At 58.8% G+C, this 22,648-nt stretch carries 22 protein-coding genes; 19 read left to right on the top strand and 3 right to left on the bottom strand.

The window, feature by feature from the left end; all coding sequences use genetic code 11:
- Positions 1-151 precede the first annotated feature (151 nt).
- The 12 genes from V7747_RS02055 (at position 152) to V7747_RS02000 (ending at position 13,920) form a co-directional block, all read left to right on the top strand.
- Positions 152-655, top strand: a complete 504-nt coding sequence (locus V7747_RS02055; protein WP_335614393.1) for an MgtC/SapB family protein — start codon at positions 152-154, stop codon at positions 653-655.
- Between the two features lie 80 nt (positions 656-735).
- Positions 736-1,275 carry a YaeQ family protein gene (locus V7747_RS02050; RefSeq protein ID WP_335614392.1) on the top strand — a complete coding sequence of 180 codons (540 nt, stop codon included), beginning with the start codon at positions 736-738 and terminating at the stop codon, positions 1,273-1,275.
- A 5-nt stretch (positions 1,276-1,280) separates the two neighbouring features.
- Positions 1,281-3,005 (top strand): single-stranded-DNA-specific exonuclease RecJ, encoded by a 1,725-nt coding sequence (recJ, locus tag V7747_RS02045; RefSeq protein WP_335614391.1) that lies wholly within the window; start codon positions 1,281-1,283, stop codon positions 3,003-3,005.
- Positions 3,006-3,146: 141 nt separating this feature from the next.
- Positions 3,147-5,402 carry an EAL domain-containing protein gene (locus tag V7747_RS02040; RefSeq protein ID WP_335614390.1) on the top strand — a complete coding sequence of 752 codons (2,256 nt, stop codon included), beginning with the start codon at positions 3,147-3,149 and terminating at the stop codon, positions 5,400-5,402.
- Positions 5,403-5,441: 39 nt separating this feature from the next.
- Complete coding sequence (locus V7747_RS02035) at positions 5,442-5,852, top strand: hypothetical protein (RefSeq protein ID WP_335614389.1); 411 nt, start codon at positions 5,442-5,444, stop codon at positions 5,850-5,852.
- Positions 5,853-6,162: 310 nt separating this feature from the next.
- A complete protein-coding gene (locus V7747_RS02030) occupies positions 6,163-7,785 on the top strand; it encodes a methyl-accepting chemotaxis protein (protein WP_335614388.1) in 1,623 nt (540 codons plus the stop codon).
- 162 nt (positions 7,786-7,947) lie between these two features.
- Positions 7,948-9,043 (top strand): peptide chain release factor 2 gene (gene prfB / locus V7747_RS02025; protein WP_335614387.1). Its coding sequence is split into 2 segments (ribosomal slippage): positions 7,948-8,019 and positions 8,021-9,043, totalling 1,095 coding nucleotides; the frame shifts between segments, so codons are not numbered across the junction.
- A 61-nt stretch (positions 9,044-9,104) separates the two neighbouring features.
- The gene (gene lysS / locus V7747_RS02020) at positions 9,105-10,610 is read left to right on the top strand and encodes a lysine--tRNA ligase (RefSeq protein WP_335614386.1); all 1,506 of its coding nucleotides are present in this window, start codon (positions 9,105-9,107) and stop codon (positions 10,608-10,610) included.
- Between the two features lie 150 nt (positions 10,611-10,760).
- Entirely contained in the window at positions 10,761-12,041 is a 1,281-nt protein-coding gene (locus V7747_RS02015; protein WP_335614385.1) for a flavohemoglobin expression-modulating QEGLA motif protein, read from the top strand.
- A 12-nt stretch (positions 12,042-12,053) separates the two neighbouring features.
- The gene (locus tag V7747_RS02010; RefSeq protein WP_335614384.1) at positions 12,054-12,383 is read left to right on the top strand and encodes a hypothetical protein; all 330 of its coding nucleotides are present in this window, start codon (positions 12,054-12,056) and stop codon (positions 12,381-12,383) included.
- A gap of 2 nt (positions 12,384-12,385) precedes the next feature.
- Positions 12,386-13,078 carry a uracil-DNA glycosylase gene (gene ung, locus V7747_RS02005; protein ID WP_335614383.1) on the top strand — a complete coding sequence of 231 codons (693 nt, stop codon included), beginning with the start codon at positions 12,386-12,388 and terminating at the stop codon, positions 13,076-13,078.
- 26 nt (positions 13,079-13,104) lie between these two features.
- Complete coding sequence (locus tag V7747_RS02000) at positions 13,105-13,920, top strand: enoyl-CoA hydratase (RefSeq protein WP_335614382.1); 816 nt, start codon at positions 13,105-13,107, stop codon at positions 13,918-13,920.
- A 16-nt stretch (positions 13,921-13,936) separates the two neighbouring features.
- Here the strand turns inward: V7747_RS02000 and V7747_RS01995 are convergent, their stop codons facing one another.
- Positions 13,937-14,770 (bottom strand): HDOD domain-containing protein, encoded by an 834-nt coding sequence (locus tag V7747_RS01995; protein ID WP_335614381.1) that lies wholly within the window; start codon positions 14,768-14,770, stop codon positions 13,937-13,939.
- Between the two features lie 20 nt (positions 14,771-14,790).
- The gene (ygfZ, locus tag V7747_RS01990) at positions 14,791-15,801 is read right to left on the bottom strand and encodes a CAF17-like 4Fe-4S cluster assembly/insertion protein YgfZ (RefSeq protein WP_335614380.1); all 1,011 of its coding nucleotides are present in this window, start codon (positions 15,799-15,801) and stop codon (positions 14,791-14,793) included.
- A gap of 126 nt (positions 15,802-15,927) precedes the next feature.
- On the opposite strand from ygfZ, the gene V7747_RS01985 reads away from it, so the two are divergent.
- Complete coding sequence (locus V7747_RS01985) at positions 15,928-16,182, top strand: FAD assembly factor SdhE (RefSeq protein ID WP_335614379.1); 255 nt, start codon at positions 15,928-15,930, stop codon at positions 16,180-16,182.
- Positions 16,166-16,618 (top strand): hypothetical protein, encoded by a 453-nt coding sequence (locus V7747_RS01980; protein WP_335614378.1) that lies wholly within the window; start codon positions 16,166-16,168, stop codon positions 16,616-16,618. The genes V7747_RS01985 and V7747_RS01980 overlap by 17 nt, the downstream gene beginning before the upstream one ends.
- On the opposite strand, the gene nadB is transcribed toward V7747_RS01980, so the two are convergent.
- Positions 16,587-18,200: an L-aspartate oxidase gene (nadB, locus tag V7747_RS01975; RefSeq protein ID WP_335614377.1), complete on the bottom strand. Its 1,614-nt coding sequence runs from the start codon at positions 18,198-18,200 to the stop codon at positions 16,587-16,589. The genes V7747_RS01980 and nadB overlap by 32 nt on opposite strands.
- Positions 18,201-18,488: 288 nt before the next feature.
- On the opposite strand from nadB, the gene rpoE reads away from it, so the two are divergent.
- The 5 genes from rpoE to V7747_RS01950 are packed head-to-tail and all read left to right on the top strand — an operon-like array spanning position 18,489 to position 22,631.
- The gene (gene rpoE, locus V7747_RS01970; RefSeq protein WP_092288001.1) at positions 18,489-19,064 is read left to right on the top strand and encodes an RNA polymerase sigma factor RpoE; all 576 of its coding nucleotides are present in this window, start codon (positions 18,489-18,491) and stop codon (positions 19,062-19,064) included.
- A 58-nt stretch (positions 19,065-19,122) separates the two neighbouring features.
- Positions 19,123-19,740 (top strand): sigma-E factor negative regulatory protein, encoded by a 618-nt coding sequence (locus V7747_RS01965; RefSeq protein WP_335614376.1) that lies wholly within the window; start codon positions 19,123-19,125, stop codon positions 19,738-19,740.
- 2 nt (positions 19,741-19,742) lie between these two features.
- Positions 19,743-20,690: a MucB/RseB C-terminal domain-containing protein gene (locus V7747_RS01960; protein ID WP_335614375.1), complete on the top strand. Its 948-nt coding sequence runs from the start codon at positions 19,743-19,745 to the stop codon at positions 20,688-20,690.
- A complete protein-coding gene (locus tag V7747_RS01955; protein WP_335614374.1) occupies positions 20,687-21,157 on the top strand; it encodes a SoxR reducing system RseC family protein in 471 nt (156 codons plus the stop codon). Before V7747_RS01960 ends, V7747_RS01955 begins: the two co-directional genes overlap by 4 nt.
- A gap of 46 nt (positions 21,158-21,203) precedes the next feature.
- On the top strand, positions 21,204-22,631 hold the full coding sequence (locus V7747_RS01950; RefSeq protein WP_335614373.1) for a DegQ family serine endoprotease: 1,428 nt from the start codon (positions 21,204-21,206) through the stop codon (positions 22,629-22,631).
- Positions 22,632-22,648: the final 17 nt, after the last annotated feature.

Here is a 22,648-nt window from a genome sequence, read left to right as displayed (position 1 = left end):
ACGTCGTTTCGCTGTGCTTCAACCCAGTATACCCATGAACCGGGGCGTCGCGATCAAATACTGGCTTTTTGGTATCGCTCGCGCGACGGCTGAACCTTGAGTGCTAAGGTTACTCTGACTACCCAGTAGCAATGGTAAAAGGGATATAAACATGGCCTGGACGCAGGAAACGCTGACGGTTATTGGTAATACGCTGCTGGACGAATTCTCCGACCTGGCGGACATCGAGCAGGGCACGCGCATTACCTTGCGCCTGGTGCTCGCCGTGCTGCTGGGTGGCTTGCTTGGCCTGGAGCGCGAGCAGCAAGGCAAGGAGGCTGGTGTGCGCACCCACATGCTGGTGTCGCTGGGTGCGGCGCTGTTTGTGCTGGTGCCGGATATCGCCGGCGCCATGGATGATGCCATGAGCCGCGTTATTCAAGGCGTTGTGGCGGGTGTTGGCTTTCTCGGCGCGGGGACGATTCTGAAGCGCAACGGAAACGATGAGGTCAAGGGGCTTACGACGGCGGCAGGTATCTGGCTCACCGCCGCGATCGGCGTCACCATCGGCCTTGGTCACGAGGCGACAGCCCTGTTGGCAGCCGGAATGGCGTTTATCATCCTGCATCTGGTGCCGCTGTTAATTAAGCGTCCCTCCGCGCCTGATGACCAGTAGCGGATTCTTTCGTCAGTCGCTCTGGCTCAGCTAGCAGTTGGGTTACACTGCTGCCCTATTCGATTCAGGAAGCTCTTTCCATGGCGCAGCAGGCAACTCCCTACAAGGTTCAGCTCAATATCACCGATACCGATTTGGGCGTGTATGAAAACGTCCGCATGACCGTGGCGCGCCACCCTTCGGAGACCGAGCAGCGATTGGCCACGCGTATTTTGGCCTACGCACTGTGGTATCAGGAGCGGCTGGCCTTCGGCCGTGGGCTCTCTGATGTGGATGAGGCAGCACTGTGGCACAAAAGCCTGGACGATCGAATTGAACACTGGATTGAAGTCGGACAGCCGGACTCGGAACGGCTGATCTGGTGCTCGCGCCGCGCCGAAAAAGTCTCATTGCTGGCCTATGGCAACACCAAGGTCTGGGCAACCAAACAGTTGCCTGCGGTCGCTGGCCTGAAGAACCTGAACATCGCCGCGTTGCCGGTTGAAGAGCTGGATGCGCTGGCCGAGAACATGGTGCGCACCATCGACTGGGGCGTGATGATCAGCGACGGGGTGCTCTACGTGAGTGATGGCGAAGCGCAGCACGAGCTGGCGCTTGAGTGGCTGCTGGGTGAGCGCTGAGCTGTATGTTGATTGAGCCCCGCCCGTGTCCTGAACAACTGCCTGATCTGGGTGGTCTTCCTCCCTTGCTGACCCGGCTCTACGCCGCCCGGGGCGTCGCCCATGCCGGCGAGCTCGATCGCCGTTTACAGGCGTTGCTGCCCTATCAACAGCTGCGCGGTATCGATGCTGCGGTTCAGGTATTGCAAACAGCGTTGGTTGAGCGCCAGTCCATTCTGATTGTCGGTGATTTTGACGCTGATGGCGCCACCGCAAGCAGTGTCGCGGTGCTGGCGCTGCGTGCGCTTGGCGCTGCCAGTGTTGATTATCTGGTACCCAATCGCTTTGAGTATGGCTACGGCCTGACCCCGGAAATTGTCGCTGTTGCGCTGGAGCGCAAGCCGGATCTGTTGGTGACCGTAGATAACGGTATTTCCAGTATCGAAGGTGTGGCCGCGGCGAAAGCGGCGGGACTGCAGGTTGTTGTGACGGATCACCATTTGCCTGGCGAGCAATTGCCACAGGCTGATGCCATCGTCAATCCGAGCCAGCCCGGATGCGGCTTTCCCAGCAAGGCGATGGCCGGGGTTGGGGTGATCTTCTACGTGATGCTGGCGCTGCGCGCGGCCTTGCGTGACAGGGGCTGGTTTGGCGGCGGGGGTGAACCGAATCTGGCGGAGTTGCTGGACTTGGTTGCCCTGGGCACCGTGGCGGATGTGGTGCCACTGGATGCGAATAACCGCATCCTGGTGCATCAGGGGCTAGCCCGGATTCGCGCCGGACGCTGCCGACCGGGTATTCGCGCCTTGCTGGAAGTCGCTGGGCGCGCCGCGGATAAACTGGTCTCTACCGATCTGGGTTTTATCGTTGGCCCGCGTTTGAATGCGGCTGGGCGGCTGGATGACATGAGTTTGGGGATTGAGTGCCTGCTGACGGAAGACGAGGGGCTGGCGCTGGATATGGCGCGTGAACTCGACGGCCTCAATCGGGACCGCAAGAGCATCGAGCGGGAGATGCAACAACAGGCGTTGCAAACCCTTGATGCCATGCAGTTGGATGAGGCTGATCTGCCCTTTGGGCTGTGCCTGTTTGACGCCGAGTGGCACCAGGGTGTTATCGGCATTCTGGCGTCCCGTCTGAAGGACCGCTTTCACCGCCCGGTCATCGCTTTCGCCGATGCTGGCGGGGGGCAGATCAAGGGCTCCGCGCGCTCGGTCGCGGGCCTGCACATTCGCGATGCGCTGGATGCAGTCGCGGCACAGCACCCGCAGCTCATCAGCAAATTTGGTGGTCACGCCATGGCGGCCGGTTTGTCGCTGGCTGTCGAGCATTTCGACGCTTTCCGCCAGGCCTTTGATACCGAGGTGCGACGCCAGTTGAGCGCGGCTGATCTGACCGGTCGGTTGCTGTCCGACGGCGACCTGCAGGGCCACGAGCTTTGCATGCAGACCGCAGGGCAATTACGCGAGGCTGGTCCCTGGGGGCAGCACTTTCCTGAGCCTCTGTTCAATGGCGATTTCAAACTGGTGCAGCAGCGCCTTGTGGGTGAGCGTCATCTCAAAATGCTATTACAGTTGCCGGGCGGCAGCGACTTGTACGATGCTATTGCCTTCAACATCGATTTGCAGTGCTGGCCCAATCCGCACGCTACCTCGGTTCGTGTAGCTTATACCTTGGATATCAATGAGTTCCGGGGGCGCCAGAGCCTGCAACTGATGGTGCGCCATGTCGAAGCATTGGCCGATACCTAAATGGGTATACTTCTCAATAGGGGGATTGACGCCTAGCCTGCTTTCCGCTTTGATGATGGTACAAAAATGCCAAGTGCGTCACGGTTTGGTGCCTAGTCTGACTGTGGCACATGAAAAAACGCACGTTCAAGGAAGTCTCGGGTGCCGGACCTCAAACAACAATTGGTTACGATGCAGCGCAGTCTTGGGCTGGGCCATGACGACATTCGTCAGCGCCTGCGGCTGCTGCTGATCAATGAGGCTGGTTTGCCGGCGCTACACGCCCACCTGCGGCAGCTGGATGCGCTGCATATTGATTGCGTTCAGGCTCTCTTCGCCCATCTTGATGGGTTCGAACCACCGGCGCAGAAGCTGCGCGAACCACAGCGTCTGCAGTATCTCAAAGCGCAGCAGCAGCGCTACTTCAGTCAGATGCTGCGTGGCCCCTACGATCTGCAATATGCCCGGTTGCGCTTGCTGGTCGGTCTGACCCATCAGCGCCATGGTCTTGACCTGAAATGGTATCTCGGCGCCTTCCACTTTTACCTCGATTACATGCACGCCGCCATTCGTCGTACTTGGGCTGAGCAGCCAGCGGTGGCCGAGCAGCTTTACGCCAGCTTGCTCAAGGCGGCGTTTTTTGACATCGCGCTGACCGTGGATAGCTACGCCAGCGCCGACAAGATGGCAATGCAGGACAGCCAGGATCGCTATTCCAGAGCGTTGCGCGGGGCTAACGATGGCATCTGGGAGTGGCATGTGGATGATGATCGTCTGCATCTATCCGAGCGTTGGCTGGCGATGTTGGGCCTCGATAGTCAGCGTGCCCCGGTTACTTTGCAGCAGTGGGCCATGCTCATGCCGGAGGCGCAGCGCCTGGGCTTTCGTTCGGCCGTGCAGGCGCACCTGGAGGGACGCCAGGCCTTTCTTCATCTGGAGTGCCAGTTGCGTGATAGTTGGGGGCAACTGGTCTGGGTGCTGATCCGTGGTGTAGTCAGTACTGACGTGTATGGTCAGCGGTTGCTGGCGGGATCGCAGACAGATATTGGTCAACGCAAGCAGGCCGAGCAGGAGTTGGCGCACGCTACGCTGCACGACAGTCTAACCGGTCTGCCTAACCGGCAAAGTGCCAGCCAGCTGATTGCGCAGGCCTTACAGCGCCAAGCCAAGCCGGGTGCGCGGCATGCCGCCGTGCTGTTCATTGACCTGGACCGCTTCAAACTGATTAATGACAGTCTGGGCCACCAGGCGGGAGATCAGGTGCTGATTCAGGTGGCCAAGCGCATCGAGCGCTGCCTGCGTCCCGGTGATCACCTGTGTCGTTTTGGCGGGGATGAGTTTGTTGTGCTGCTGGATGACATGGCGCTGGCGCATGATGCCGAGCTGGTGGCCAAACGTATCATGCACGCCTTGCACTATCCGATTATTGCCGGTTCACGCCGTCTCAGCGTCAGTGTCAGCATTGGCGTGGCTCCGCTGAAGGGCGAAGGCGAGCAGCAAGATGCGCTGCGCGAAGCCGATCTTGCGCTGTATCGGGCCAAGGCTTTTGGCAAGGCGCAGCTGGCGCTTTATAACGACAGTCTGCAAGAAGAAGTGCATCAGCGCCTTAACCTGGAGAACGCGCTGAGCGAGGCGCTGGCGCGTCAGCAGTTTGAACTTTATTACCAGCCAATTGTGCAGGTATCGGCGGGGCGTTCGCATGTAGTGGGCGTCGAGGCGTTGCTGCGCTGGTGGCAGGGCGAGCGCCTGGTGCCGCCGGATGAGTTTATTCCTGCGTTGGAAGAAACGGGTGAGATTGTCGAAGTGGGTGACTGGGTGTTACAACAGGCCTGCACCCAGGTGCAACACTGGCAGCAGAACGGCCTGCCGGGGTTGCGCTGCTCGGTAAACCTGTCCAGTCGGCAGCTGCAGGAAGAGGGCTTTGCTCAGCGGGTTGCGAGCATATTGCAGCAAACCGGTTTGCCAGCTGCCAGCTTGGTGCTGGAAATTACCGAAAGTCTGCTGATGCGAGATGTCCCCGATACCCTCGCTACGCTGCGTGAACTGGAAAGCATGGGCGTGCGCATTGCATTGGACGACTTCGGTACCGGATTCTCTTCCCTGGGCTACCTGCATCGCTATCCCCTGCACATCATCAAGGTTGATAAGAGCTTTATTACCAAGGCACCGGATGACGACCGTCTCAAGGCCATCAGCCGGGCCATTATCGGCCTGGGGCGGGGCCTGGAAATGGACGTGATCGCTGAGGGTATTGAAACCCCGGAGCAGATGGACTTTCTGCATACCGAAGGCTGCAACTTCGTGCAGGGATACTGGTTCAGTCGCCCTCAGTCAGCGAGCATGATTCACCCGGTGCTGGTAAAGCTGTCAGCGGTGGCTTATGACGCCTCGCCGGCTGAAGAGGTGCTGCTTGGCTGAACGCTGCTATAGTCAGTAATCATTGATCAGAGGTGATTCATGCGACATTGGCTACTGGCGTTCACGGCGGGATTTCTGGCGGTTCTGTGTTTTCATCAGGTTGCTCTGGGGCTGCTGCATTCGGCTGGCATTGTGCCCTTTGCGCCATTTTCGTTGGCAGCCACCGCGCCGCTTGGCGTTCCGGCGGTGCTGTCGGCCAGCTTTTGGGGCGGGCTTTGGGGGCTGGTGCTAGTGTGGGTACTGGCTCGCCTGGGTAGTCAGCTGGTCTGGTTGAAGGCTGCGCTATTCGGAGGTATCGCTCTGACGGTGGTGGCGCTATTGGTGGTGTTCCCCCTTAAGGGCTATGGCTTCAACTTGGCGCAGTTACCCGCGCGTTTCATCATCGGTTTTATCCTCAATGGCTTCTGGGGCGTTGGCACACTGGTGTTTCTGCGCTGTTTCGGGCGATAACTTTTCTCAGGCATTGTGCCGAGCCTTGGTGAAAACGGTGGGCACAGTTCCTCCTTTATCACGCTAAATGTCTCTCATACTGGTCTTTCGGACTCACGTGGGCGGCATTTTTTGCATGCGTAATGGATAAGCAAAGCGCCGCCGGCTAATTGTGTTATAACGCCGCGGCTCTGTGCGGGCCACGGCCATTTCCGCTCGTGTGGCACGGGCTGGCCTATGCTGTTGGCAAAGGGCGGGCTTCGAAGCCATCTCTGACCCGAGTGCTTGGCAACCGATGCTGTCGGGTTGTTGAACAATGATTGGAGGAACTATGTGGATCAGAAACAGCAGTATTGGCCTGAGAGCCGCTGCGTGCTTTGCCGTTCTCGCCCTTTTAATGATTATGCTCGGCGTAATGTCATTGGTTCAGATGCAGCGTATGGACCAGATGGCCAAACAGGTAGATGAGAACTGGTTGCCTGCGATTGTTGAAACCAATGACATGGGGCTCGCCAGTGCGCGGGTGCGTGCTCTGACGTTGCGCGCAATGACGCTCAGCAGCACTGAGCTTGCCGATACACTGCAGCGTGTGCAGAGCGCCGAAAGCGAGATGCTGGCTGCTGAGCAACGCTACGAAGCGCTAATTGCTTCGGAGCAGGAGCGCATGGCGTATGAACAGTTCAAGGCCGCTTCTGAGCGTTACATGAGCCAGCAGCGCCTGGTCGTCGGCTTGGTCGAAGCGGGTCGACAGGAAGAGGCCGAGGCTGCGGTCACTGGTGGGTTGAATCAGTATGCCGACGAGATGATGTTGCAGCTGAGGCATCTCACTGAGCTCAATCAGCAGGGTGCCGCCGCCGCTGCCAAGGCGACTGACGAGGGCTACAAACGCGGTTTGATGATAGTGGTGGGCCTGTCGCTCACCGCCTTGCTGTTGACTGTGGGTCTGGCGCTGCTACTAACGCGTAGCATCGTTCGCCCGCTGGCTGAAGCGCTGGGCGTTGCCAGGGTGATTGCCGCTGGCGATTTGACTCAGCGCTTCGATATCGCAGGTCGCGATGAGCCAGCGCAGCTGTTAAGCGCGCTGCGCGACATGCAGCGCAGCCTTAGTGAGACCATTCAGGGCATCAGTAACTCTTCGACGCAGCTGGCATCGGCTGCTGAAGAGCTGAATGCGGTCACCGAAGATGCTACCCGTGGCTTGCGTCAGCAGAACCATGAGATGGAGCAGGCGGCAACGGCGGTAAACGAAATGACCGCAGCCGTAGAAGAAGTTGCACGCAATGCGGTAAGTACCTCCGAAGCTTCCCGCGAGACCGATCATAATGCTCGTGATGGCGGTGAAAAGGTACGTCAGACGGTGGCCTCCATCAACGCTCTAGCTGGAGACGTGACTGCGACCGCCGACAGCGTTGAAGGGCTGGCTAAGGATGTCCACAACATTTCCCAGGTTCTAGATGTCATTCGCGCGGTGGCGGAGCAGACTAACCTGCTGGCGCTGAATGCGGCCATCGAAGCGGCGAGGGCCGGCGAGCAGGGGCGTGGTTTTGCCGTGGTGGCTGACGAGGTGCGGGCTCTAGCGCACCGCACACAGCAGTCGACAGAGGAAATCGAGCGCATGATTTCGGTGGTGCAGCAGGGCGCTGCCGGTGCGGTCACCGCGATGCAGAAGAGCATGGGGCAGGCTAATGACACCTTGGGGCTGGCACAAGCGGCGGGTGAGGCACTGGAAGACATCACTCGCGCTGTGGGTTCTATCAACGAGCGCAATATGGTGATTGCCAGTGCTTCCGAAGAGCAGGCTCAGGTCGCTCGAGAGGTGGACCGCAATCTCGTTAATATTCGTGATCTGTCGATGCAGACCGCCGCCGGTGCCGAGCAGACCAATACGGCGAGCCAGGAGCTTTCGCGTCTGGCCGTGACCTTGAGCCAGCTGGTTGCCCGCTTCAAGCTATAGTACCCAGGTAGCTAGTGTTCCCAGGCCGGCGCGTGCTGGCCTGAGGGCTGTACGATGCGGCCCGAGTGAGTGTGGCGTGCTTGTGCAACAGGCAAGCAGACGCTGCACTCAGCGGCCGATTTCCGCTACAATGGCGGCTTTTTCCTGCCGGGACGAGTCAACATGGAAATCAATCCGATTCTGAACACCATCAAAGATCTGCGTAGTCGCTCCGAAACCATTCGGGGGTATCTTTGACTACGATCAAAAGCACGAACGGCTGATCGAAGTAGAGCGCGAACTGGAAGACCCCAGCGTCTGGAACGAACCCGAGCGGGCACAGAGCCTGGGCCGCGAGCGCGCGCAGCTGGCGCAGATCGTGGAAACCCTGGATCAGATGAGCAGCGGCCTAGCCGACGCCTCGGACCTGCTGGAAATGGCAGCCGAAGAAGAAGACCAGGGCGCCGTGGATGATGTGGTGGTCGAGCTGGAGCGTCTACAGGTCGCACTGGAGAAGCTGGAGTTCCGTCGCATGTTCAGCGGCGAGATGGATGCCAGCAACTGCTATCTGGATATTCAGGCCGGTTCCGGCGGCACCGAAGCGCAGGACTGGGCCAATATGCTGCTGCGTATGTACCTGCGCTGGGCCGATCAGCGCGGTTTTGAGACCGAGATCGTCGAGCTCTCCGAAGGTGAAGTGGCCGGCATCAAGAGTGCCACCGTGCACATCAAGGGCGAATACGCCTTTGGCTGGTTGCGCACCGAAATTGGCGTACACCGCCTAGTGCGCAAGAGCCCCTACGATTCAGGTAACCGCCGGCACACCTCGTTTTCCGCCGTGTTTGCCGCGCCGGAAATCGATGATGACATCGAAATCGATATCAACCCCTCGGATCTGCGCGTAGACACCTACCGCTCCTCCGGCGCTGGTGGTCAGCACGTTAACACCACCGATTCGGCCGTACGTATCACCCACGTGCCGACCAATACCGTGGTTAGCTGTCAGAACCAGCGCTCCCAGCATGCCAACCGCGATACCGCGATGAAGATGCTCCGGGCCAAGTTGTACGAGCTGGAAATGATGAAGCGCAACGAAGCAGCGCAGGCTCTGGAAGACACCAAATCCGATATCGGCTGGGGCCACCAGATTCGCTCCTACGTGCTGGACCAGTCGCGCATCAAGGATTTGCGTACCGGCATCGAGAACAGCAACTGCAATGCGGTGCTGGACGGCGATCTGGACGAGTTTATCGAAGCCAGTCTGAAGCAGGGCCTGTAGTCGTCGCGCGTAACGTCTTCGCGGCCAACCTATTGAATTGATTTTCCGGGATTTCACCGACATGACCGATCAGCAGCAAGACCCGCAAGCGCAACACGAGGAAGAAAACCAGCTCATCGCACTGCGCAAAGCCAAACTGGCCGCCGCACGTGAGAAGGGTGCGGTCTTCCCCAATGATTTTCGTCCCGACAGCTACTGCGGCGAGCTGCAAAAGACTTATGCCAACAAGAGCAAGGAAGAGCTGGCCGAAAGCGCTATACCGGTAAAAATCGCTGGCCGCATCATGCTCAACCGTGGCGCCTTTATTGTGCTGCAGGACATGAGCGGGCGCCTGCAGGTGTATGTGGACCGCAAGGGGCTGCCGGCGGAGACGCTGGAAGACATCAAACACTGGGACTTGGGCGACATCATTGCCGCCGAGGGCACCCTGGCGCGTTCCGGCAAAGGCGACCTGTACGTGCACATGACGGCGGTCACACTGCTGACCAAATCGCTGCGCCCCTTGCCCGACAAGCATCACGGCTTGACCGACACCGAGCAGCGCTATCGTCAGCGCTATGTCGATCTGATCGTCAATGAAGATACGCGCAACACCTTCATGGTGCGCTCCAAGGTCATCGGCCATATCCGCAAGTTCCTCAACGAGCGCAACTTCCTCGAAGTGGAAACACCGATGCTGCAAACCATTCCGGGTGGCGCCGCGGCCAAGCCGTTCGAGACGCATCACAACGCGCTGGACCTGCCCATGTTCCTGCGGATTGCCCCTGAGCTGTATCTCAAGCGCCTGGTGGTTGGTGGCTTTGAGCGGGTGTTCGAGATCAACCGCAACTTCCGCAACGAGGGCGTTTCGACCCGTCACAACCCCGAATTCACCATGTTGGAGTTCTATCAGGCCTACGCCGATTACGAAGACAACATGGACCTGACCGAAGAGCTGTTCCGCGAGTTGGCGCAGTTGGTTCTTGGCAGCACCGATGTGCCTTACCAGGGCAAGGTGTTCCACTTCGGCGAGCCCTTTGCGCGCTTGTCGGTATTCGATTCCATCCTCAAGTACAACGACGACATCAGCGCTGCCGACCTGCGCGATCTGGACAAGGCACGCGCCATCGCCAAGCAAGCCGGTGCCGACGTGAAAGGCTTCGAAGGTCTGGGCAAGCTGCAGACCATGATCTTTGAAGAACTGGTAGAGCACCGTCTGGAGCAGCCGACCTTCATCACGCGCTATCCATTCGAAGTGTCGCCGCTTGCCCGCCGCAGCGACGACGACCCGAGTGTGACCGACCGTTTCGAGCTGTTCATCGGTGGTCGTGAAATCGCCAATGCCTACTCGGAGCTTAACGACGCGGAAGACCAGGCCGAGCGCTTCCACGCCCAGGTCAAGGACAAAGACGCAGGCGACGACGAAGCCATGCACTTTGATGCCGACTTCGTTCGCGCGCTGGAGTTCGGCATGCCGCCGACCGCAGGTGAGGGCATCGGTATCGACCGTCTGGTGATGCTGCTGACCGATGCGCCTTCGATCCGAGATGTGATTCTGTTTCCGCATATGCGTCCGGAAGCGGTTTAACCACGTCAGCGGCAAGCTGTACGCGGCATTTGCCCGCGCACGGAGTTGAGGCGTGTTCGTTGTTCCCGGCAGCGGGCAAGGCTGTCAGAATGTGGGAACCGCTTGTAGCTTGGTACTTGCAGCATACAGTTGCGTTCGAAGGGAGCCGTCGTGAAACAGAACGAACAGTATCAACTGGTTATTCGTAGTCTTTCGGATCGCATTGTCGAGGCCCAAGCACCGATTCGGGTGCTGGATGCCATCAAGTGGGATGACAGTGTTCGCGACGCTTTTTTTCAGAAGCGCTGCAAGGCTCTGCCGGATATCACGGCCGATTACTACGCCCAGCGGCCGTTGGGGTATAGCCCCGGCGAGTTGCGCCAGGTGTTCCAAGATATCGAGCGTGACATTACTCGACAGCTTGGTACATTCAACCCTGTTGGGCAGATCATGCGGCGCATGTGTCGTGAATACCGCATGGTGATTCGCATGCTCGAAGCGCGCGGTAATCCGGATTTCGGCCTGATCTCGCAGGAGCTGTACGGTGCTGCCTCTGATGCATTTCACGCCGGTGATCCGACGCTGACTGACCTTGGCATTGCTTTGAGCGAATCCTTGAGCAACATCGCGCGCACCGAAATCGCCCGCGAACCCAAGACGATTGCTGCGCCCGAGGCGGTGGAGATCCTGCAGGCGCGCATGAACGACGCCTTCCCTGATGACCAGGCTGTGCGGGTGTTCGAGTCGGATGGCATCGTGGCAGATGCCGCCGCGGGTGCCGATTACATCAAGATTCGCAGTGACGCCAAGTTCAATCAGCGCGATCTGAACATTCTTGCGGTGCACGAGGGTATGGTGCACGTGGCGACCAGTCTGAACGGCCAGCATCAACCGATATGTACGTTCCTGGCCAAGGGCCCGCCTTCTTCTACCGTAACCCAGGAAGGCCTGGCGATTCTGATGGAGGTGCTGACCTTTGCCTCTTACCCTGCGCGCCTGCGCAAGTTGACCGGTCGCACTCGCGCCATTCAGATTGCCGAAACCGGCGGCGACTTCATGGATGTGTTCCAGTTCTACCGCGACGAGGGTTATTCGCGTGAGGACGGTTACAACAACGCCAGTCGCGTATTTCGTGGCTCCAGCAGTACCGGTTTGCCGTTTACCAAAGATCTGGTGTACCTCAAAGGTTTTATCCTCACTTACAACTACATCCAACTGGCAGTGCGCAAGGGCAAGTTGCAGCAGATTCCGCTACTGTTCTGCGGCAAGACCACGCTGGAGGATATGCGTACCTTGAACCAACTGGTAGAGGAAGGTCTGGTGGTACCGCCACGCTACCTGCCCGCGCCCTTTGCCGACCTGAATGCCCTGAGTGCCTGGATGTGTTTTTCCGGGTTCCTGAACAACCTGAGTCTTGAGCGAGTCGAAGCTGACTACGCGAATATCCTGTAACTGGAGCTGTTGATGTCGGAGTCCCGTGAAGTAAACAAGTTGCCGTTGATTCTCACCGCGATGGCTAGCATCTTTTTCACCGTAGTGGTGCTGCACTTGTACGGCTATCTGAATTTTGCCAAGCCGGAAGAGGGCTTGGAGTTGGAGGATTACCGTCTGGTGACCGTGGGCTCCGAAGACGCCGGCCAGCTGCGCAGCAATCCCGCCAAGCACGAGGCCGAATGCGTCGACGGCATTCTGGTGCTGCACGCCAGTCATATGAACGGCCTGGCCGGTGTTCTCAAGGACAGCCGTGACCGCGTGGTGCGCTGTATAGAGCAGACAGTCCCGGCGGCGCAGTAAGCATGGCTGAGCGACGCATTGATCTTGAGCCGAGTTGGTTGGCGGCGCTGGAGGGTGAGTTCGAGCAGCCGTATATGCAGTCGCTGCGCGCGTTTTTGCAGGCGGAGAAAGCCGCTGGCAAGCAGATCTACCCGCCGGGCCCGCTGATCTTCAACGCGCTGAATTCAACGCCGCTCGACAAGGTCAAGGTAGTGATTCTTGGTCAGGACCCTTACCACGGCCCGGGGCAGGCGCATGGCCTGAGCTTTTCCGTGCCGCCGGGCGTGCGCCAGCCGCCCTCATTGAAGAACATGCTGAAGGAGCTGGAGCGCGACCTAGGCTTGCCGATACCGGCCCATGGCTGTTTGCAGTCCTGGGCGGAGCAGGGGGTGCTGCTGCTGAACTCGGTGCTCACTGTAGAGCAAGCCAACGCGGGTGCGCATGCCAACCGCGGGTGGGAGGTTTTTACCTCTAAAGTGATCGAGGTAATCAATCACCATCACAGTCATTGCGTGTTCATGCTCTGGGGCAGCTATGCGCAGCGCAAGGGCCAGCAGATAGACGCCGAGCGGCACTGCATCCTCAAATCGGTGCATCCTTCGCCGCTGTCGGCGCATCGCGGTTTTATCGGCAATGGACACTTTTCTGCTGCCAATGACTATCTTGTAGAACACGGCATGACGCCTGTGGACTGGCGCCTGCCTGCTGTCGAATAACCTGTCTGGTTCGTTCTGGAGGTGTTATGGAACACGCACTGCAACCCTATACCGCTTTGGTCCCGCGTACCGACAAGCTGGTGGTGCAAAAGGTCGGCCACACCGCGCTGGTGACCATCGACAATCCGCCGGCCAACACCTGGGATAGCGATACGCTGCACGGTCTGCCCGAGCTGGTCAGGCACCTGGCTAGAGACAGCGAGATTTACGCGTTGGTTATTACCGGTCGTGGAGAGAGGTTCTTCTCCGCTGGCGCCGATCTCAAGCTTTTTGCCGACGGAGATGCAGCCCGAGCCCGTGAGCTGTCGCGACTTTTTGGGGAGGCCTTCGAGGCGCTGCGCGATTTTCCCGGTGTATCCATTGCGGCGATCAACGGTTACGCCATGGGTGGCGGCCTTGAGTGTGCCCTGGCCTGCGATGTGCGTATTGCCGAACGCCAGGCTGTGATGTGCCTGCCCGAGACCAGTGTTGGCCTCTTGCCTTGCGCAGGCGGCACCCAGGCCCTCGCCTGGTTGGTCGGCGAAGGTTGGGCCAAGCGCATGATTCTGTGTGGCGAGCGGGTCGACGGCGTGCGGGCCGAGAGGATTGGTCTGGTGGAAGAGTGTGTTGAGCAGGGCCAGGCGCTAGGCGCGGCCCTGCACTTGGCGGCTCGGGTAAGTCGGCAGAGCCCCACTGCAGTGCGCTATTGCAAGGAGCTGATTCAGGGGGCCAGACAGCAGCCAATGAACAGTATGCTGCCGCGTGAACGTGAGCGTTTTGTGGATCTTTTTGCGCTGGAGGATACCCGCGAAGGGGTGGATGCATTTCTCAACAAGCGCCCGCCGCAATGGACGGGCAAATAGCGGTGCTGCTGGGAGACTAGCCCAGCAGCTGCATGGCGGCTTCCATTTCCGCTGACAGGTCTTCGTCCTCTTGCTCCTCGGTCGGGTTGAGACCGAGCTTGGCAAAGGACGAGATGGTGCTCCAGTCCATCTGCGCATAAGGATGCGCGCTGCCGGCCAGTGACTGAAGTACCGCGACCTGTACCACGTCAGCGTAATCCACCGCGCTGGAATCTCGAGCGAAGTTCAGATGTTCCGTCGGCACGTGTCGCAGTGGCTCGGGAAAGTCCCAAGCCTGGAGAATGCGATCACCCAGTACCGGATGGATTTTCTCGATCACCAGATTGAGGCTGATGGAATCGCGCAGTAGTTGATTATTCTCTTCGGCGTAACTCAGAATTGGCAGTACGCCGATCTGATGCACCAGGCCCGCCAGCGTGGCCTGATCCGGCTTGAGGCGTGTGTAGTGACGGCAAAGCACGTGGCTGATGCCGGCCACTTCGGTGCTGCGATTCCATACCTCGCGCATCTTGCGATCAATCACGTCAGAAGTAGCCTGAAACATCTGCGACATGGCCAGCCCGGTGGCGAGGTTGGCGGTGTAGGTGATGCCCATGCGATTGACGGCCATCGACAGATCGGTGATTTCCTGCCGGCTGCGTAGCAACGGGCTATTGACCACTTTGATCAGGCGCGCGCTGAGCGCCGCATCGGTGCTGATTTCTTTTACCAGATGCGGGATGCTGACATCCGGGTCCTCTGCCGCTTCGCGCACGCGCAGCGCCACTTCCGGAAGGGTTGGCAGTACCAGTTGGTCTTTTTCAATCGCCTGGATCAGCTCTTCTTGTACGCGTTGTGCCAGATCTGTCATGGGTAGTCCCTTGGTGATTGCTACTGCGCAGCCTCTTCAGTGGCTGCCATTTCCGAGTCGTAAGGCAGGTCGCCCAGGGTAAGTAGTGGCCCTTGGCCATTTCCTGCGCTCAATGTCGCTAATTGTGCCGCATCCTTCTGCAACACGGCCAGCATTTCTACCAGTTTCCGCCCGTTGGCAGCGAGTACCACCTCACCAACGCTTTTGCCGCTATCGCGATCAACAATCGGGGTGCCTGGATCGGGGGCGACGTCACCAGCCAGCAGCAGGCGATACATTCGGCGCTTCAGTTTGCCGAGATACTGCATGCGGGCGACAATTTCCTGGCCGGTGTAGCAGCCTTTCTTGAAGCTGACGCCACCGAGTTGTTGCAAATTCAGCATTTGCGGAATGAATAGCTCAAGCGTCGGGCCGGTCACCTGGCCTATCCCGGCCTGAATCTGGCGTAACAGCCAGTTGTTGGTGTTGTCGGCGCTGCAGTGTTCGAGTAACTGATCGGTCAACTTCAGCGCGTGGTCGGCTGCCAGCCAGATTTCGACAGCACCGTCGGGCAGGCCAATCAGGCGAGCATGGTTTGTGATCAGCAACTGGTTGTCGGTAGGCTGTGGCAGCTCAACGGCTGCCAGCGCCTGTGCCACAGACTCGCCCCAGAGGCCAAGGCGTACCCACTTTTCGGTTTGGTCAGACAGGGTGGTTTTGAAAAAGGCCGCGTACTTGCTGAGGTCAGCCAGCTGCGGCGCGATCAGCTCGCGTGCCATACTCAGTAGGAATCCGCTTTCGCTGCGCTGAAGTCGAAAGCTCGACTGCATGCGGCCCTTGGGATTGCAGCGTGCGCCTAGGGTAGTCTGGGCTGTGCCCAGGCGAGCAACATCGCAGGTCACCTGGCCTTGCAGGAAGCGTTCTGCGTCGGCCCCATCCACGGCGACCACGCCCTCGTGTGTCAGCCAACAAAGGCTGGTGCCGGTGTTCTCGGCGGCTGGCGTGCCGAAGCGGTTGGTCAGTTCGGTGGCGAGAGTGGAGAGTGCTGTCATGCTGAAGATTGTTCCCTCGGGGGTCAGTGGTACATCATAGGGGCTATGCTGGGTACTTGTCAGGCATCCCTAGCCGTTATAATGGTGCTTTTGTCCCGTAGTTCAATCCTCAGTGTGGAGTTGCCGATGTCGGCCGATATAGAAGTGAAGCGTTTGTACTGGCACAGCCGCCGCGGCATGCTGGAGCTGGATGTGTTGCTGGTGCCTTTTCTACAAGAGGCCTACCCAACGCTGGACGACGCAGACAAGGATCGTTACCGGCAACTGCTGGAATCCGAAGATCAGGACATGTTTGGCTGGTTTATGCAGCGCAATGAACCGGACGACCCGGATTTGAAACGTATCGTGAGGATCATATTAGATCGTGTACAGCCAGACTGATTACCTCATCATGCAACGCCAGCCTTCTCGCTGGCTAGCGTTGTTGTTGCTGGGCAGCAGCTTGCTGGCGTGCCTGGCGGTGTACCACAGTGCGCTTAGCATGCTACCCAGTGTGCTGTGCATGCTGCTGGTATGCAGTTATGGCTTGTGGATCTGGCCGCGCCAGATCAGCCTGCAGCATCCACACTCGGTAACTGGGCTGCGCTTTGATAGTGAAGGCTGGCATATTCTGCGCCGCGATGGCTCCGAAGCCGCCGCCAAGCTGCTGGCCGATACCTATGTGAGCGCCATGCTCACAGTGGTGCGGCTGCGTGAGCAGGGCCGCTGGCGTGCAGTCTCGGTGGTGCTGGCCAGTGACGCGGCTTCGGAAGAAAGCCTGCGTCGTCTGCGGTTGCGGTTGCGGTTCAGTCGGCAGCGCTGGGCGGCTGCAGAATAGTGTCCAGGGCCTCGTCCAGTTGGGCGGGGTAGTCCAGCGTGTAATGGAGTCCGCGGCTCTCCTGACGCTGCATGGCTGAGGTGATGATCAGATCGGCCACCTGCGCTAGGTTGCGCAGTTCGAGCAGGTCGCGACTTACCCGGTAATTACTGTAAAACTCGTGAATCTCCCCGCGCAACATATCCACCCGATGCTTGGCACGCTGCAGGCGCTTCGAGGTACGAACAATACCCACGTAGTCCCACATGAAGCGCCGCAGTTCGTCCCAGTTGTGCGAGATGATGACGTCTTCGTCGGAGTCGGTAACCTGGCTTTCATCCCAATGCGGTAGCTTCTTCGGCATGCTCACCTGGTCAAGCTGAGCCAGTATGTCGCGGCTTGCCGAGCGGCCATAGACAATACACTCGAGTAGTGAGTTGCTGGCCATGCGGTTGGCGCCGTGCAGGCCGGTAAAGCTGGTTTCGCCAATTGCATAGAGCTGTTGCACGTCGGTGCGGCCGTTTGCCTCGACCATGACGCCGCCGCAGGTATAGTGCGCTGCCGGTACCACGGGAATTGGCTCGCGAGTGATGTCGATCCCGAACGCCAGGCAGCGCTCGTGCACCGTCGGGAAATGGCTGCGGATGAACTCTGCCGGTTTGTGGGTGATGTCCAGATACACGCAGTCTAGGCCAAGGCGCTTCATCTCATGGTCAATGGCACGTGCCACTATATCGCGCGGAGCCAGTTCGGCCCGTGCGTCAAATCGCGGCATGAAGCGGTCACCGTTCGGCAGCCGCAGCACAGCGCCTTCGCCACGCAGCGCTTCGGTGATCAGAAAGCTCTTGGCCTTGGGGTGGTACAGGCAGGTAGGGTGAAACTGATTGAACTCCAGGTTGGCTACGCGGCAGCCGGCGCGCCAGGCCATGGCAATGCCGTCGCCGGAGGCGCTATCGGGGTTGCTGGTATACAGGTAGACCTTGCTCGCGCCGCCGGTGGCCAACACCGTAAACCGGGCGGCAACTGTTTCGACATGCCCGCTGGAGCGATTCAATATGTACGCGCCGAGGCATTGCTGACCTGGCCTGCCCAGCTTTTGTGAGGTGATCAGGTCGACGGCGACGCGGTTGTCCAGCAGCTCAATGTTTGCATGCGCTTCGGCGCGCTTGAGTAGCGTGTTGAATATGGCGGCCCCGGTAGCGTCGGCAGCGTGAATGATACGACGATGGCTGTGCCCGCCTTCTCGCGTCAGATGAAAATCATCGCTTTCACTGCCATCTTCGCGACGCTCACGGGTAAAGGGCACACCCTGTTCAACCAGCCAACCTATGGCTTCGCGACTGTCTCCCACTATTTGCCTCACCGCCGCTTCGTGGCATAACCCGCCGCCTGCGATCAAGGTATCCTGCACGTGGGCGTCAACGGTGTCACTGTCGTCCAGTACGGCAGCAACGCCGCCCTGGGCCCAGAACGTTGAACCTTCCGAAAGCTGACCCTTGCTAAGTACAGCTACCCGCAGGTCACTTGCCAGATGCAATGCCAAGGTCAGTCCGGCGGCGCCACTGCCGATCACCAATACGTCATATTCGTGTTGCTGCGTCATAGTTTCTCGTCTTGCTGTTGGGTCGTGCTGAAGAGGCGGGTACGACGACCTAGTATATAGAAGCCGTCTGTCTCACAATACTGCCTGCTGCTGGCGTCAGCGTCGTGCTGTGAAAGAGTGCGAGTGGAGTGATGGCAATTTGTACTCTTTTGCATACTATAGTGCGGAACTTTTCGTGACGAGCTGGCTCCTATTTCTGTACCTGAGTGAGGGGAGAACTTTTGGTTACATCTTGGGTCTACCATAACAACGCTGTCTGGCTGGCCTGTTGCGCACAGGAGCCTGGACATGACTGAGCACAGCGACCAGCAGTTGGTCGAACGTGTTCAGAAAGGTGACAAGCGGGCATTTGATCTGTTGGTGCTTAAGTACCAGCACAAGATTCTGGCATTGGTAACGCGTTTCGTGCACGACAGCCATGAAGCGCAGGACGTTGCTCAAGAAGCTTTTATCAAAGCGTATCGGGCATTGCCGAATTTTCGAGGTGATAGCGCGTTTTATACCTGGCTGTATCGGATTGCGATCAATACGGCAAAGAATTACCTGGTGGCGCGCAATCGTCGGCCACCTGACTCCGACATAGCGGCGGATGAGGCTGAGTTTTACGAGGGTGACAGCATCCTCAAGGACAATCAGTCACCTGAGCGGGAAATGTTGCGCGATGAGATTGAACAAGTTGTCAATCGCACGCTCCAACAATTACCGGATGATTTGAGAACGGCTTTGACCCTGCGTGAATTTGAGGGTCTGAGTTATGAAGACATTGCCAACGTAATGGATTGCCCGGTCGGTACCGTAAGGTCTCGTATCTTCAGGGCACGAGAGGCAATAGACAAAGCGCTGAAGCCCTTGCTGGAAGCATGATGGGTAGGTCAGCCGCGTAACGCAGCGAGCCCTTTGGGCCATTAGTAGGGGTACAGCAATGAGAAGCGAAGTCTTGCAGGAGTCTCTTTCCGCACTCATGGATAACGAGGCTGATGATCTGGAAGTGCGCCGTGTTCTCCAGGCCACCGAACAGGATTCCGCTCTGCGCGGTACTTGGGAGCGTTATCAGATAGCGCGCTCGGTACTGCACAAGGAGCATTGGCAGGGTTCGGTAGACTTGTCTGCCGGCATCGCTGCAGCCTTGCGTGATGAGCCTCAGCTGCAAATGCAGGATCAGGCGACAGCACCTGCGCGTTCCGGCTTGTGGCGCAACATGACACGGGTGGCTGTGGCCGCCTCCGTCACCATGGCGGTGTTGGTAGGCGTGCGAATGGTCAACCAAGGCGATGTGCCGGCTCAGCCTACCTTGGCGGCTGACACCCCTGTTGTTGCGCCAAGCTTTGCTGTAAGTGCCGCGCGATCTGGGGCGGTTCTGGCAGGCTACTCCCAGTCACCGGGTGTAGGTGCTGAGCCAATCGCGACTGCGCAGGCGCCGTCTGCCTGGCATGAGCAGCGCATTGGTCGTTATCTGCGTGAGCACGCGGAAAACAGCGCTCAGTTCTCCTCACCGCAACTGGTTCCCTACGCGCGTGCGGCCAGTATAGAAGGACGATAGTAGTGATATCGAAGCGCGGTTTGGGCTGCGGCTATCTTGCAGCTCTTCTGGTCTCGCCCTCAGCGCTGGCCGATGACGCAGTAACTTGGCTGCAGCGGATGTCCGAAGCAGCTAACCAAGTAAGTTACAACGGAGCGTTCGTTTACGAACGCTCCGGCAGTTTCTCTACCCATCAGGTCTGGCATCGAGCTGATGGTGACGTAATCACCGAGCGTCTGCTGCAGGCCGACGGTGAGCCCCACGAATGGGTTCGTCGTGACGGACACGTGCAATGCGCCAGTTCTTATTCTGCAGGTCCTGTATGGGACTCGGCCTCCCAGGCTTCACAGGATCCTGACTCGCTGGGGCAGTGGTACTCCCTTGAAGTGCTTGGTACTACGCGCGTTGCCGACCACGCAACGACTGTGGTCTCAGTCAAACCCCGTGACAATTTCCGCTACGCCTATGAACTCTATCTCGACACTGAAACAGGCTTGCTGCTCAAGTCTTTGTTGATCAATGAGCGCGGCACCCTGTTGGAACGTTTTCAGTTTACCAATTTGGCTTACTCCGACATTGCTGACGCCAACCTGGAGCCCGGTGCAGCTTGCCTGCAACTCGGCGTGACGTTAAAAGGCGAGCAAGGGCAGACTGACTGGCAGCCTGGCTGGTTGCCGCCAGGGTTCACTGGCGGGCCGATAGATGTGCGTGCCTTCTCGGTTGACGAGCCGGCGGTTTCCAGTCGCGTTTACAGCGATGGTATTGCCCGCTTCACGGTGTTTTTCGAGCCGCTGGGTGAAGATCGGTTGGCGAATGACCTGCGCGCCCAGCTCGGCCCGACGGTAGCGGTGAGCCGCAAGCTTAATGCCGGCGATGGTGTCTTTCTGGCGACGGTAGTTGGCGAGATTCCGCCTGAGACTGCTGAACGTATAGCGGCTTCATTCGAGCCTGACGCGGAGTCAGCGCAGTGATTGAAGAGCGTGGCCGGGTTCTGAGTACCGAGCCAGGTGCTGTTTGGGTGGCGACGATCCGCTCCAGCACCTGCGGTACCTGTCAGGCAAAGGCCGGTTGTGGTCAGGCCTTGTTGCAAAAGCTGGGTTCGGGCTCATCTCAGGGTTTTGTCCGCGCGCTGACTGGGCAGTCATGGCAGGTCGGCGACGAAGTTATGGTGGGAATTCCTGAAGATGCCCTGGTACGCAGTGCGTTCTGGGTCTATTTGGTTCCCCTTTTCGGATTGTTTGGTGCCGCGTTGTTTGCGCAGGGGCTCGGCTGGGCCGAGCCCGCTGTGATTCTCGCCGCAGCAGCAGGGCTGCTGATTGGCTTTTTGGTGGTGCGCTGGTATAGCCGCCGGGCGCAAGGCGACCTGCGTTTGCAGCCTCAGGTTATTGGCCGTGCAGGCGGGGCTGTGGCATGGGAGACGCGCGCCCAGGAGGGGTAGTATCACTTCAGTTTCTCTCGTTTGATCAATAGGAGAAGACACGCATATGTTCTCAGTGCGACGTTGGGTTGTAGCTACCGCAGGTGCCGCTCTGCTGGGGTGGCAGTCAATGGTTTTGGCGGTTGATCTGCCGGACTTTACCGAGTTGGTTGAAGAGGCCTCTCCGGCCATCGTTAACATCAGCACTAAGCAGGCTGCTTCTGCTACTCCGACTGCAGGACCACAAGGCATGCCGGATCTGGAAGGGATGCCACCGCTGTTTCGCGAGTTTTTTGAGCGCAGTTTTCCGCAGTCGCCTTCGCCGCGTGAGCATTCGGCACCTCAATCGTTAGGCTCTGGTTTTATCATCTCCAAAGATGGTTACGTATTGACCAATAACCACGTAATCGCCGACGCTGATGAGATATACGTGCGTTTGTCTGATCGTCGCGAAATGGAAGCAAAGCTGATTGGTGCTGATCCTCGCTCCGATTTGGCGCTGCTTAAGATCGAAGCTGGGGATGACCTACCCGTGGTCAAGATTGGCAAGTCTGCAGACCTCAAGCCCGGGGAGTGGGTGCTGGCTATTGGCTCCCCTTTCGGTTTTGACTACTCGGTTACGCAAGGTATCGTGAGCGCCAAGGGGCGTAGCTTGCCAAACGAGAACTACGTGCCCTTCATCCAAACGGATGTGGCCATCAATCCTGGTAACTCTGGTGGCCCGCTGTTTAATCTGGATGGTGAGGTGGTAGGTATCAATTCGCAGATTTTCACCCGTTCCGGCGGGTTCATGGGGCTATCATTTGCCATCCCCATGGATGTTGCAATGGACGTGGTTGAGCAAATCAAGGCCACCGGCACTGTGCAGCGTGGGTGGCTCGGGGTCGTGATTCAGGAGGTCAACAAGGACCTTGCTGAGTCGTTTGAGCTACCCAAGCCCGCTGGCGCACTGGTGGCCCAAATCATGCCCGGCGGCCCGGCTGACAAAGGCGGCTTGAAGGTGGGTGATGTCATCATGGAGTTTAATGGCCAGGAGATCAGTCGCTCTTCCGATCTGCCGCACGCCGTTGGTCGGGTTCGCCCTGGCAGCGAGGCTAGTATGGTCGTGATGCGCGACAAGTCGCGCAAGACGCTGACCATGAAGATCGGTAGCCTGCCGGAAGACGACAGTGTTGCGGCGCTGGGTGACTCCGACTCGGTGACACCTGCCAATACCGACAACCGCTTGGGTGTGAGCGTGGTTGAGCTGAGTGCCGAGCAGAAGAAAAACTTGGATATCCACACCGGTGTTGTGGTGCGCGAAGTGACCAAGGGCCCTGGGGCCATGGTGGGCTTGCGCGCAGGCGATATCATCACCAATCTGGATAACCAGTCGGTTGACTCTGTCAGCAGCTTCGAGAGCATTGCCAAGGATCTGCCGAGCAATCGTTCGGTCTCTATGCGCGTGATTCGTCAGGGTCGCGCCAGCTACATTACTTTCCGCCTGGCGGAGTAATTCTCTGCACTGATGCT

This window comes from Halopseudomonas sp. (assembly GCF_036960865.1).
Classification (GTDB): Bacteria; Pseudomonadota; Gammaproteobacteria; order Pseudomonadales; family Pseudomonadaceae; genus Halopseudomonas.
The sequence above is the reverse complement of the archived record's forward strand: the minus strand, read 5'-3'. Positions and strand labels throughout refer to the sequence as shown.